Raw genomic sequence first — 13,968 nt, forward strand, 5'->3', positions numbered from 1 at the left:
GCTGAACCCCAATAATCTGCAATTGCAACAGTCGATGACTTTATCAAGGAGAGATACATGAACAAGCTGATGCTGGCGACCGCCATAGTCACTGCCCTGTCTTCCGGCAGCCTGATGGCCAAGGAGTGGAAAGAGGTGCGGATCGGGGTGGAAGGTGCCTATCCCCCCTTCTCCTGGACCGAGCCGAGCGGCGAGGTGAAAGGTTTCGACATCGACATCGCCAACGCCCTGTGCGAGGAGATGAAGGTGAAGTGCACCCTGATCAAACAGGACTGGGACGGTATCATTCCGGCGCTGCTGTCGCGCAAATATGACGCCATCATCGCCACCATGGACATCACCGAAGAGCGCAAGAAGAAGGTGGACTTCACCCAGAAGTATCAGCACATTCCGGCCCGCTTCGCCGCCAAGAAGGGCACCGAGATCAAGCTCGACAAGGAGTTCATGAGTGGCAAGACAGTGGCCGTGCAGCGTGCCACCTCCATGGACACCTACATCACCGACAACTTCCCCAACGCCACCATCAAGCGTTATGGCACTGCAGACGAGGCCTATCTCGATCTGAAATCCGGCCGGGTTGACTATGTGATGGCCGACTCCGCAGCCATCAGCGACGGCCTGCTCAAGAAAGAGGGTGGCGATGCGTTCGAGTTCATCGGCCCGAAACTGACCGATCCCAAGTGGTTTGGCGAGGGTGCTGGTATCGCGGTGCGCAAGGCCGACAAGGATCTGAAAGAGAAATTCAACGCCGCCATCCTGGCGCTGCGTGCCAACGGCAAGTACAAGGCGATCAACGACAAGTACTTCGACTTCGACGTGTATGGCGAGTAACCCCGAAGGCGCGCTACCCCGGTAGCCGCCGGCGCAATTGCGGCGAATCATCACGACAGGTTGACCCTAGTCTGTAGTCATCGGGCCCGTTGTCTCTCGCAAGGGAGCGATGGGCCCGCTTAGTTGCAATGGAGCTGCATGTGTTTGGTTTGAAAGGATATTGGGACGGGAGATCCCGCTCAATGAGTTGCAATGGAGCCGCATATGTTTGATTTGAAAGGATACGAAACCTCCCTGCTGGAGGGGGCCTGGGTGACGCTGGAAGTGGCGCTGGCCTCCCTGCTGCTGGCGCTGGTGCTCGGCATGCTGGGGGCGCTGGCCAAGCTCTCCCCCTACAAGTGGGCCCGTGGTTTTGCCACCGCCTACACCACCGTCATTCGCGGCATCCCCGATCTGGTGCTGATGATGCTGCTGTTCTTCGGCGGCCAGGTGCTCATCAACAACCTCTGTACCTGGGTCAACGAGAGCTACAACAACTACCTGCTGGCGAGCAATCCCAACCAGGAGTGGGTCTCCCTGCTGCCCGATTACATCGACATCAGCCCGTTTGCAGCCGGGGTCGCCACCATCGGTTTCATCTTCGGCGCTTACATGACCGAGACCTTCCGCGGCGCCATCCTGGCGGTGGACAAGGGCGAACTGGAAGCGGCCCGGGCCTTCGGCATGCGGGCAACCCAGGTGTTTGTGCGGATCCTGTTTCCCCAGATGATGCGCCACGCCCTGCCGGGGTTTGGCAACAACTGGCTGGTACTGCTGAAAACCACGGCGCTGGTCTCCATCATCGGGCTCGATGACATGGTGCGCAAAGCGTCCCTGGCGGCGGGCTCGACCCAGCTGCCCTTCACCTTCTACATGGCGGTGGCCCTGATCTTCCTGATCTTCACTGCGGTCTCCACCTCGGCACTGAAGTGGGCCGAGCGTCACTATGCGATAAAGACGAGGTAAGCCATGGATTTCTCAATCATTCTCACCGAATGGCCCACCTACTGGCAGGGCCTCTACACCACGGTGCTGCTGGTGGCGGCTTCCCTGATCCTCGGGCTGATGTTGGCGGTGCCGCTCGGTATCCTGCGCAACAGCCGCAACTGGCTGATCAAGGGGCCGATCTGGGCCTACATCTACTTCTTTCGCGGCACCCCGCTGCTGGTGCAGCTGTTCATCATCTACTACGGCGCTGCCCAGTGGGAGTGGCTGAAAAACAGCGTCGCTTGGGATCTGTTTGCCGAAGCCTGGTTCTGCGCTCTGCTGGCGTTCACCCTGAACACCGGGGCTTACACCGCCGAGATCGTGCGCGGCGCCGTGCTCAACATGCCCAAGGGGCAGATTGAAGCGGCCAACGCCTTTGGCATGACCCGCTGGCAGACCCTGACCCGGATCATTTTGCCCAACTCGTTTCGTCGGGCACTGCCGGCTTACAGCAACGAGGTGATCTTCATGCTGCAGGGCTCGGCGGTGGCGGGCATCATCACCATCGTCGATCTGACCGGCGCCGCGCGGATCATCAACTCCCGCTACTACAGCCCGTTCGAGGCATTCCTGACCGCCGGCCTGCTTTACATGCTGCTGACCTTCGTCATCGTCTGGCTGTTCAAGAAGTGGGAAGCCCGCTGGCACGCCCACCTGCGCCCCCGCACCGTGTAAACGCCATAAAAAAAGCCCGCAATTGCGGGCTTTTTTGTCGGTCAAGAAAGGGAACAAGCGTTACAGCATGCCAAGGGGCGCCAACATCTCGTCCGCCACAAAACCAAATGAACTCAACATGCCGAGGGCACCGATAAGCCCGGCTGGATTGAGGGCGCGTTTGCTCTGCCTGTTCGGTATGCGCTGCTCGTCGTGCTGCTGGATCTTCTGCACCACGGCCATGGCGCCGATCTCCAGATGTCGATAGAAGCTGGCATTGATTTGGGTCAGGTGCAGCAGGGACTGGCGCATGCGTTCGAACGTCTCGCTGCAGACCGGGCTCTGCTTGTGCCAGAACTTCTCCAGCGTGCCGCGGGTCGTGAGCCCCGGCAGATCATAGAGGGCACGCCCCATGCAGAAGGTCGGTACATCGTGCAGCAGGGCGGAGAGGCCGACCGTGCTGTTGATGGTGATGACCCCTTTGAGCAGGGGATAGAGTGCAGGCAGCGGCAGGTCATAGCCATAAAACACCCTCCCTTCCAGCCCGAGCAGGGTGACCAACCGGTTGATCTGGGACTGGTAGCTGACATAACCCCGGTCCATGGGGTGGTGCTTGAACAGCAGTACATCCTCGTTGCGGGCATGCTCGGCAAACGAGTTCATCACCTGTGCCACCATCTCCTCGACGCCGCTCAAATCTGAATGTTCGCGGATCTGGAAGTCTTCGGTGACCTGCAGGGGGACAAAGAAGATATGTCCCTTGTGTGCCGGCAAGGCTTTCAGCAAACGGCGGTCTGCCCAGCGGTAACGCCATTTCACCAAACCACCGGCAACCCAGCCGCTGGCTTCCTGGTAAAGGCTCCAGGGTCTGTGGTTGACGAAGTGGGGATAGCGCCAGCGAAACAGGCTCTTGTTGATGTGATAGCGGCTGGCATACCAGGCTCGTCTGGCAAAGGTCTTGCCCACCTGCAACTGTGCCTGATAGGGCTCAGACCAGGTCAGCTCGGCCAGCTTGTCACGCTTGGCATAGAGCGGGCTGAAAGCGTTGACGCCCCCTTGCTCCAGCGTCACGTAGTCGGGACGCAGGTACCCCTCTTCCATGGCCCAGACGGCAATTTTCTTCTGCTTGCAGATACGAATGGCCTGCAGATGGTAATAGCGGCAATCCCCGTAGCAGATCAGGCTGTCGATGCCGTTGCGCTTGATGAAGCGGCGGAAAAAGGTGTTCCAGCTCTCCGGCTTGCCGGTAAAACGCTCGTTATGGCCGGCGCATGGCCAGCACTCATCCCCCCCGTTGAAATGGATCTTGTACACCTGGTGGCCGGCATCGCTCAGTGCCTGGCTCAGGATCTGGAAGAAGGGGCCGAGCGGCCCTTGCAACAACAAAATCTTCATGTACGGCTTATCTCATGAGCTGGGGGAGGGATGGGCGCTGCCACAGGGTCTGGGCCAGATAACTCAGCTTGATCTGCCAGCGTTGCCAGCGGCTCGACTTCTGGGTCGAGGAGTGGCCCTGCTGCGCCAGCTGGCGGATCAACTGCTCCGGGCTTATCCAGAGCCCGGTCTGCCAGTCGATGTAGAGCGGATAAGCCACCAGGGTCAGATAGACCAGGGCAGCCAAAGGCAGATTGCGCTGGCGACGAGCAGGAGGGTGGGCATCCGTGGTCAGGCCCCAGCCACTGTAGAAGGGTTGGCCCCAGGTGGTGACCTTGACCCCTTGCACCAGTGCCTCGAACCCGCTCAGGGAGGTCATGGTATGCAGCTCATCCACATGGGGATAGAGGCTGGTCAGGCCGATATCGAGCACCTGGCTGTCGACGCACTCCGCCAGGCAGGCTGCCGAAATAGCCCCGGCCCGATTGCCAGCCACCACATCCGGATGCGGCTTATAGATGATATGGGCTTCGGGTTTGGCGGCCCGCACGGCCCACAGCAACTGCTCGTTGCTGCGAATGGTCGGACTGCCGGTCAGGATGGAGGCATCCCCATCGACCTGACCCACCACCAGCACCCGCGTGCGGCCATCGGTCGGCGGTGTGAATGGCTGCACTGTGCCCACATTGTATTTGCTGACGCCGTGTTGCTTGAGCAGGTCAAGCAGAGCCTGGCCTCGCATGACCTCCTGTTCGGTCAGTTGCTGGTAATTGAGCAGCTGCTCGAGCCCGCTTGGGGTGCGGCAGTCAAAGTAGATCCCCACCGGATCGATGGAGAGGGAAGAGGGACGACACAGGTTGGAACCCAGCCCGCGAGAGCGGATAAAACCATCTTCCACCCGAATGGCAGAGGTGAGGTCAGGATGGCGGCTACCCCAGACCAACACCTGCTCATCGCCAGTCAACCGCTTGGGAGGCTTGCGAACAAAACGAAGCTCCTCGGCCAGGTGATGGCAAAATGCCTGCATAAAGGCGCGCTTCCACAGCGAGAAACCGACCAGATAGAGCCTGCGCCAACGGGGAGCGGGCTTTTGTTGGCGGGCGATGATGGCGACCACCTCTTCCACTTCACAGCGCTGGCCAAGCACGGGGTCAAGGTAGCGCGGGTAGTGGATCAAGGCCGCCGCCACCAGCTGGGCCAGTGACACCTGCAGGTTGCGGCGTTCGCACTGTTTGCTGTCGTGGGTCAGCCCCCAGCCGGCATAAAACGGCATGCCGAAGCAGTAGACCGGCTTGCCCAGCAGCAGGCCCTCGAAGCCGAGCTGGGATGAGACGGTATAGATGGCATCCACCAGGCTCAGCAGCACGTGGGGATGACAATGGTCGGCCACTATCTCCACATCGCTGAGCTTCAGTCTGGCCAACACGCCGCTCTTCTTGCCAAAGCGGGTATCGGGATGGGTGCGCAGCAGCAGACGGGCATGGGGGTGGTTGCGACGTGCCGCTTCCACCATGGCAACAAAATCGGCTTCGCTGGCGAGCGCGCCGGGGATGGAGAGATCGCCGGCCACCTGATCGACCAACAAGACTCTGGGTCGGGTGTCTTGCAGCAGGCGCTGAGCCAGTGCCGTCGGCAGTCCTTTCACCTCGGCAACCGATGGGCTGCGGGGCCCGGCGGCTGAGGCGGCATCGGGGTGACTGGCATAACAGTTGTACTTGGTCACCCCAAGACGTACCAGCTCGCCGATCAGTCGCTCGGCCCGCGCCAGCGTATCGGCATCGCAAGGGGTGGCAATCAGCTGTTCGAGCCGGCTGGGTTGGCGGGCATCGTAATAGATGCCCACCGGATCGGCGATCAGCGACACCGCCATCCCCCCCTTGGCGGGGTGGCCGATATAGCCAATAAAACCGTCTTCCAGTTGCCAGTAGGGCAAGCCCAGTGTCTCCGCCTGCGCCTTGATCTGGCGTGTATTGGCCTTCTGGCCCCAGCCGATGACAATATCATCATCACCATTATTTTTGAGCTTAATTATACGCTGATAATTGACTTCCCCGTTTAACAATACAGAAATATAATGTGACCGCCTGTATATCCCCTTGGAATTAGTATACAGATGCATCTTAATTTACAACAGCCTCTAAACGAGGTGCCTCATTCGATAAAAATAATACATCCCCAGTATCTTCTGAAAATGAAACCCCATTCTTCATCAGGCGCACAAATATCCTATACTCACCATGAGGAAGATCAGAAATAGAAACGCCCAATCCTTTCATAGTTGAAAAATATGATTTTTGATATACCCCGCAGCTAGGCAAAAAGATATCATTCAACCATTCGAAATGTTTTTTGCCTAACTGGAAGCTATACCTATTTGAATCCCCAAGCAGAAGCAAGAAATATTCAGCATCAGACCATTCTGAGATTTCCAAACCTTTGACCGCATAAACCCCATCATAATGAATGCGTTCATTTTTAAGCCATTTGTTTTTCACTTCAAAAAAATGATACGAGTCTGACTTTATACCTATTGCATCCACAACAAAAAATATGTTATTAGAAACATTGCAAACGCTGAAAACCTTGTTATTTATGAATGAATACGATGAGGCTACAACATTAGAAGTTAGAGGTTTTTCAAACTTGTACTGTCCAGAAGTCACCTTTATTAACACTTCATACTTCCCGCATTCCAAGGATGATATATCTATACCTTTATGCTTTAAAGTAGAGAAATCCCCAACTTTATAATCAATAAAGTGGTCATTGTAATATAAGTAAGACAACTCATTGTTAATTACTTTTCCCAAAGTAAATGTATAAACAGCGCGCTCACTTTTAAATATTATTTCTTGCTCGAGATATTCATAAGACGGACATTCAACGCCTTGAATAAAGGCTGTTCCTTTTATATACAGCTTGGAGTCGCTTAGACTAATCGAATTAAGTTCAATGACTGGTTCAATATTAATATTTTTCAGCTTGGAGCTAACAAAGCTGCCATTTTTTGATGCCCCATTATTGAGTATACCAAAACTAGGGTATGCCCCTTCACCATGTGCATAAATTATTGACATGATAATTGGCATGTTATAATAGGTAACTTTATTATGATGCCATGTTAGCTCGGAATCAGTAAAAACAAAGTTAAAGTTACTATACTTATAGAAATAGGACAAGTATGGTGCTATTTCTGTAGCAAACTGTTCATCGTGAGGTGAACTAATTAGATATATATTTTTATTTGTGTTTTTATCATTTTTAAGCATTAATGGTATTAATTCATCGAGTACTGAAGTGCTTGTTCCAATTGTATCTCCCATCATGTTAATTGCTGTTTTTGGCCAAGAGCTATTAACATAGGTTCCAATATTTAATTGAGGGCAAGAGGAAATTATATTACTAAAACCATATTTTATTCCGAAGAATATAGCAGCACTACCGCCTTTTGAGAAACCCATCAAAGTACATCTTGATTTATCTAGAGAGAGGTCAGATAACACCTCTTCAATTAAAGCTATAACTGTGGCTTCAATTGAAAAATCCATTTTATGACATAAGTAATACGTACATTCATTTTCAATGTCATCTTTTATCCAAAGAATATTGGAACGACAATCATCAGATGATTTCCCTGAAAAATAATAAGTTATTGGGTTCGGCCAACCAAATCCAGAAAAAACTACTAATAAGTGCCTTCTATCTTGCTTAGCCTTTCTAAACTTATATTTAATTGAAGTGTTGTTTTTTATAAAAACATTTTCTAATGTTGTCATATAAACTGCTCTTATACAGATAGGGCATGTGCTTCACATGCCCTATCTCCTAACTTTAAGAAAGTGCGTTCTCTTTTGTTACAAAAAGAACCATATTCTCAGATACAAAATCAAAGGTACTCTTCGGAAGAGACTTTAAAATAATGTCCATTTTTTTAAAGGCATTTATATTTTGCAAAGATAATACCATTATAACTGCTAATTCCTTTGGAAGGTCTGAAGGAGATGGATATGCCTGCTCTAACTGAGCAACCACCTTACTCCATTCATTTTTTTCTTTTGCTAATAATGCAATTTCTACTCGGCATGCAGGATCGTTACGCGTATGTTTTTCATAATTAATTAGCTGTTTAACTGCCTCTTTGTAAAGTCCCAGATTTCGATAGCAGCGAGATAGTAACAGTTGAGGTTTATGAATTAAAAACTCATGAAACTCATAACCATGTAACGAAGTTTCTAAAATTTTAGATGCGGAATACCAATCAGATTTGGCTATATAATATAAAGCTTCGGCAAAACTAAATTGATTTTTAGATATTGTTCTAACCCATTCAGCATCGAGGATAGTACGCCTAACTGCTTTATGATGGCCAAGTTCAGCTAAACAACGAAGGCGTGCCATGCCGCTAATATTATCGTAACAGTCCATTGAATCCCAGAATGATAAAGCATCAAGCCAACAGTATTTTGCCATTGCTATTCTTGCTGCTTCATACTTCATCGAATCACACCAAGCACTAACTCTAATATTAGAAAATGAATTATTTAAAAAATTAGATGCTTGACCAACATATCCCTGCTCTCGCAATGCTCTTACTTTAGTCAACGTTAGCTCTTTATTAAAAACAACGTCCTTTTTAATCACAACGTCTGATATTTTTGACTCTAACGCCCTTACATATATCAATGCAATTGGCTCAGGAATATCATTCAGATCCTTGAATGCAAGTTGAATCTGATATATTACTTTATCCCAATTTTCTTGCACAAAAGCAAGTTGTGCTATCTCAACTCTGCATAGTAAATCATTTTTAGTATGTTTTTCATAAGATGTAAGATATTCATAAGCACCTGTTACATTCCACATGTTCCGTAGGCATCTAGACAGCATGAGCTGTGGTTTATACGAAAATAATTCATCTTGTGAATAATCATTAATATTTGCTTCAATCTTATTTATCGCTGACTTCCATTCTTTATTTGCCATATCACGCCAAGCCTGGGCTAACGCAACAAATCGAGATGGAATCGCCAGATTATCGAGATGACGAATTTCCCTTGCAAGAGCTTGGTGCCATTCTAGTTCTGATAATGACTGAATATAGCTTAAGTGTTGCGCTGTACTTTTTGTGGGTATTCTCTCCCAATACGTTACTGCAAGGTCCCACTTATGTTGATACATCGATAAATATGCTGCTTCAGTTAGTACACGCTCAGACCATTGCGTACAGTCAGCTTTAAAACTTTTATTAAAAATAGTATTAGCCTCTTCTAATTTCCCTTGCATTCGCAGTGATGCTATTAGGCCAATTAGAACCATTTCGTCATCTTTCGTGTTCGATCTTAAAACTTTCCATCTCGATTCTGCTATTGCATAAGCTTTGTGTTTGAATGCTCTCACCGCATAATCTAACCCAATGGAATAATCATCTATCTTAATTGATTTATCAGATTTCTCATCTAAGCTACAAATGGCATCATAAACCCTTCGGCATGCATTTCCATCCCTTTGAGGAAACATTTCAGATATTCTTTCAATAATATCACTTGAAGGTTTACCACCATTTGAAAGTGTTTCACTCAATGCAGATAATAGAGATTTAAAATCATTTACTACAGGACCAAAACCATGCTTTCGATAATCAAAATACCCTCTGGCTAGCGTATGTGCACCAGAAAACATTCGTTCTTCATCAAATTGATAATATATGGTCGGCTTACCTTGAACTGCCATCTCAAAACTGACAGATGAATAGTCAGTAATCATGATTGCTGAACGAGTGAATAAACTCTATATGCTTTCACTTCCTGGTGTAAAGATTGATATATAGTCAGGGACACAGAATGAATTTAGATATGGGCGAATACTTGAATGTGGTGAAAACATCACTTTGTAACCTGACATTTCACTCATTTCTCTTAAATCACCGCTATTTAAAAACTCTTTCCAAGAAATGAGGTATTCAGTGTTATCAAAATCAGGGTTAATCTCTCTTTCATTACTTGTTGATAACTGAGGTCCAACAACCCATTCGCGCCAAGTTGGCATTATTAAAATGATTTTCTCTGTTTTTTTACTGTTGTTTATCAATGCATCATGGCGTGGGAAGCCTGTTAGCTTAACTTCTTTTTTTGTATATTTATATCTCGATGTATCAGAAACAATTGAATTATATTCTGCTGATGTTGCTGTCACAAATAAGTCAATTTGCTCTTTCTTATTAAGCCAACCAGATATGTCATTCTGGGTAATGCCATGTTGTAAAAAACAAAAATGCCTACCATCTAACATATGTTGACCAAGAAAATTAGTCACATAATAATCTGCGTGAGAACTGATAACTTTAGAGCAATTCTTTAAAGCGTCTATATGTTGTTGAGAACCGAAAGGGAGTAAATTAAAGCCATCATTTACTAACCTATTCCAATCGCAGGAATCGTTTTTAAGTACAAAAAATATGTTCCTTTCGGAGTGATTTTCTCTTACATAACGATACAGGTGTTCCGCATTGTCATCTGCTTGAGTTTCTCGATCCATGAACAACCAAGAATCATTAAACTTCATTTTATTATAAGGGATATTCTTATGTGTATTTTGTGAGATCAGATCAGATTTCACTCCATTCTTGTACAATTTTCCAGAAAGAGATATCTGAGTATTTAAATTATTAATTCGTACATTTAAAATAGAGTTTTTCTCTAACTGTATCCACATTCGTCTCTCTAATAGAAACTGATGTCCAGCAATATCATGCTTAATAGTTTTTGCTGCTATAGGGTAAGCTTCTTTATCATTAATAGATGTAATCTCTAATCCCAAGTTAGTGGTAAAATAACGAAGCTGGACTTGATTTTTAATTCTATCAAATTTTTCAATATATACTATTTGATATGGCTCTGTTTCTCTCTTTAATGAGAGCATGCCTATTTTATGATAAAACCATGCTCCAGCGAGATTAAACGACATTATTTGCTCAGTATCAATTAGTTTAAATATCGATGTTAAATTATAATAGTATCTATCTCTTTCGATTTCTGATAAGCAGCTCAATTTCTCTGGGTGAGATACGATACGTTTAAAATGCCACATGAGATCATACATGATTGTCCATTGGACAGACTTTGGAATCAGAGATAGATCGTTTTTACATGTTAAGAGGGAGTCCAAGTAACCATTCTCCAAAACATCAAGATAACGGCCCTTCTTTTCCCATGCAGAATCTAGTGATGATGAACCATCAGATCGCTTACGATAAAAATACTTTGCTTTCGGTGAAAAACCAATTACTCCGTCTTTTACTTTTGCTATATAGCTGATAACAAAATGGCCATCCTCAAAGTTAGGTCGAATATTTTCAGCAAAAGTAACTCCATGATTAATTAAGTCATCTTTCTTAAAAATCGCCGAATTTACGTGAAACTGTGGATTATTCTCCATCTTTAACAACGGATATACTTTATCTCCGTCATTAAATCGATACGATAATGGATGCGTATTACTGTATGCATCTTTATCCTCATAGTAAAAAATAAAATTACATGATAGCAGTCTGATATTATCGTTCTTATGGGTGTAAATGAAATTATCTGATTCTAAGAAATAATCGGCATCAACAAAATCATCTGGGTCCATAAATGTGACCCATTCTGTTTTTACATACTGCATGCCCAAATTACGTGCAGATGCTTGTCCACCATTTTCCTTATAAATGTAATGAATGTTATCAGGGTATTTTTTCTGCCATCGTTTAATTATTTCCGCAGAGTTATCTGTAGAACCATCATCAACTAAAATAAGAGTGATATGTTTCTTAAAGTCTAGTCGTTGTTTCACCAAACTGTTGAAGTAATCCTCTAAATAACGACCTACATTATATACGGCAGATACGACTGTGTACTGATAGTGACCTTCCATCTTCTTCGGCTTAAGATAGCTGACCTTGTCGCTATGCTTGATGGCCATATCAGAGAAAAACAGTTTAGGATTGTTGACAAGTTTGCGAAACTTTCTCTTAAGCATGACTATTCCCGTATTCAAAATATTTTTTTAATGCTAAATCAAGTTGATATTTATAATCTAACGAAGATTTTTTCTTTGTATTAAAATCATTAGCACAAAATGAATGTGGCAGAGTTCCTTTTTGTTTGGCTATCTCAAGGGCTTTAAAATAGGTCGCAGCGGCAGGTGATCTTGCATTAAAATAATAGCAAATATCCCTGGAGGGGACAGCGACACCTCTAATATAAGAAAGCCAAGGGACAAAGAATGTTGCCAAATTCAAATCATGATTTGTTCTGAATTTATGAGATAAGAAATTCTTTAGGTCTGCTCGATATAACCTCCAGCTCTCTTCAAATATACTTTTTCTAAGAGGTACATAGGTGTGCACCAGTGGGTGGTCGATGAGAAAACTGAAATCCTGGTTAAGGATTGATGCTGATTTCAATGAGGCTGATAGTGTCGGCGTATCCGTACCTTTCTTCTGCATCATGGCCAAGCTTTTGTTGGACATAAAAAGCGAAGCTATCCCATTGCTTCTGAAAAAATGCCCAGCTGGCAATGGTCTGGCGACAAACACATCGTCATTGAAATAGATGAAATGTTCTGCCAAATCAGGGATTTTATGCAGATGTGCTTCAATTACATGAGAGTTGAATGTTGGAAGGTATTGTCTATCAATAATGTCAGAGTGATCAACAATTCTTATTTTATCACTTGGAGCCAGCCATTTTGGACATTGTTGGTCAGTTACGATATATATTCTTCTGACCCATGGTAAGAACTTCAATACGCTGCCAAGAGAATATCTTAGTTCATCATGATTGCTGAATCTTGCTGGATCAGTCGCATATCTACCTACATGTTCAGCATTGACTTGCAACTTGTGTTGCTGATATCTAAGCTGCCATGCCGGATCTGTATCATCAACCCATGTAAATACCACATCGATTGGGAAATCGATATCTATTTTACTTTCCAGTGCAAGATCATGGCGCATAAGAATGTCTTCTTCATTCTCTGCACATTCAATCTCGTTTCGGATAACTGGATATTTCTTATTCAGATGATCACGAATAAAAATACCTGGGTTCTTGAAGAACTTTTTAAGTTTTCTCATCTTATTTCGATATGAATGTAAGTTTCTAATGCATTGAATGAGTCAGAATTACATATTTTATAATGCTAGCGACCCTATAAACTCTTTAAAGCTATGCTGGTACTCTTTATGTCTTAGGCCATACTCCACAAAAGCTTTCATATAGCCCAGCTTATCGCCACAGTCATGAGATTTTCCCTGCATACAAAAAGCATCTACTTGGCCATTTTTCAGCAATTCTGAGATGGCATCTGTGAGCTGAATTTCATCACCAGCACCAGGCTTGGTTGTACGCAGGTGTGGCCATATCTCTGGCGTTAACACGTAACGCCCAACAATAGCAAGGTTGGATGGTGCGTCATCTTGTTCCGGCTTCTCAACAACATCGAATATGGTGGCAGACTCACCCGCATTCACATCAATAGAATGGCAATCCACGATACCGTATTTCGATACATCTTTGATCTCGACAGGCTCCACCATAATCTGGGAGTGACTTGACTCTTTATAATTACGAACCATTTTTGCCAGATTATCTTTTTTCAGATCGCTTGCTGCGTCGTCGATAATCACATCGGGCAATACCACTACAAACGGGTTGTCACCGACGAGGGGATAAGCTGAAAGCACTGCGTGGCCCAACCCTTTTGCCTCACCTTGACGGACATGCATGATAGTCACATCCTTGGGACATATGGACTGGATCTCTTCCAGTAATTGCCGTTTCACCCTGCTTTCCAAGGTTGCTTCTAGCTCGAATGACTTGTCGAAGTGGTTCTCTATGGCATTTTTTGATGAGTGAGTTACCAGAATAATTTCTTTTATACCTGCTGCAATGCATTCATTGACCACATACTGGATCAGCGGCTTATCGACGATAGGCAGCATTTCTTTAGGAATAGCCTTGGTGGCAGGTAACATGCGGGTACCCAGGCCAGCAACTGGAATCACAGCTTTCATTTTATCCCCTAGCGTTATCTATATTGATTATTTTGGTTTTTATAGGCAAAAAATTCGGGAGGCCATTTAATGACCTCCCGCAACTTGGT

The 13,968-nt window shown here is 46.2% G+C and carries 9 protein-coding genes and 1 pseudogene; 3 read left to right on the top strand and 7 right to left on the bottom strand.

Annotated elements, in window-relative coordinates; all coding sequences use genetic code 11:
* Positions 1-57 precede the first annotated feature (57 nt).
* The 3 genes from E5E97_RS13395 (at position 58) to E5E97_RS13405 (ending at position 2,472) form a co-directional block, all read left to right on the top strand.
* Positions 58-831, top strand: a complete 774-nt coding sequence (locus E5E97_RS13395) for an ABC transporter substrate-binding protein (RefSeq protein WP_011705575.1) — start codon at positions 58-60, stop codon at positions 829-831.
* Between the two features lie 204 nt (positions 832-1,035).
* Positions 1,036-1,776, top strand: coding sequence for an ABC transporter permease (locus tag E5E97_RS13400; RefSeq protein ID WP_011705576.1), 741 nt, complete (start codon positions 1,036-1,038; stop codon positions 1,774-1,776).
* A gap of 3 nt (positions 1,777-1,779) precedes the next feature.
* Positions 1,780-2,472: an ABC transporter permease gene (locus E5E97_RS13405; RefSeq protein ID WP_011705577.1), complete on the top strand. Its 693-nt coding sequence runs from the start codon at positions 1,780-1,782 to the stop codon at positions 2,470-2,472.
* Between the two features lie 60 nt (positions 2,473-2,532).
* Here E5E97_RS13405 and E5E97_RS13410 read toward each other — a convergent pair whose 3' ends face one another.
* The 7 genes and pseudogenes from E5E97_RS13410 to galU all read right to left on the bottom strand — a co-directional run bounded on the left by E5E97_RS13410 (position 2,533) and on the right by galU (position 13,879).
* Positions 2,533-3,846 (bottom strand): capsule biosynthesis protein, encoded by a 1,314-nt coding sequence (locus E5E97_RS13410; protein ID WP_171280404.1) that lies wholly within the window; start codon positions 3,844-3,846, stop codon positions 2,533-2,535.
* A gap of 7 nt (positions 3,847-3,853) precedes the next feature.
* Positions 3,854-5,944: a capsular polysaccharide biosynthesis protein gene (locus E5E97_RS13415; RefSeq protein ID WP_171280405.1), complete on the bottom strand. Its 2,091-nt coding sequence runs from the start codon at positions 5,942-5,944 to the stop codon at positions 3,854-3,856.
* 1 nt (position 5,945) lies between these two features.
* Positions 5,946-7,601: a hypothetical protein gene (locus E5E97_RS13420; RefSeq protein ID WP_171280406.1), complete on the bottom strand. Its 1,656-nt coding sequence runs from the start codon at positions 7,599-7,601 to the stop codon at positions 5,946-5,948.
* Between the two features lie 55 nt (positions 7,602-7,656).
* Positions 7,657-9,597 (bottom strand): annotated as a pseudogene (locus E5E97_RS23770) (CDP-glycerol glycerophosphotransferase family protein); the annotation flags it as partial.
* A 15-nt stretch (positions 9,598-9,612) separates the two neighbouring features.
* Positions 9,613-11,841 (bottom strand): glycosyltransferase, encoded by a 2,229-nt coding sequence (locus tag E5E97_RS23775; RefSeq protein WP_171280408.1) that lies wholly within the window; start codon positions 11,839-11,841, stop codon positions 9,613-9,615.
* Positions 11,834-12,940 (bottom strand): Stealth CR1 domain-containing protein, encoded by a 1,107-nt coding sequence (locus E5E97_RS13435; RefSeq protein ID WP_171280409.1) that lies wholly within the window; start codon positions 12,938-12,940, stop codon positions 11,834-11,836. The genes E5E97_RS23775 and E5E97_RS13435 overlap by 8 nt, the downstream gene beginning before the upstream one ends.
* Positions 12,941-12,997: 57 nt before the next feature.
* On the bottom strand, positions 12,998-13,879 hold the full coding sequence (gene galU, locus E5E97_RS13440) for a UTP--glucose-1-phosphate uridylyltransferase GalU (RefSeq protein WP_171280410.1): 882 nt from the start codon (positions 13,877-13,879) through the stop codon (positions 12,998-13,000).
* Between the last annotated feature and the right edge of the window lie 89 nt (positions 13,880-13,968).

The sequence above is a fragment of the Aeromonas sp. 2692-1 genome (assembly GCF_013085505.1).
In the GTDB taxonomy this organism is placed as follows: Bacteria; Pseudomonadota; Gammaproteobacteria; order Enterobacterales; family Aeromonadaceae; genus Aeromonas; species Aeromonas hydrophila.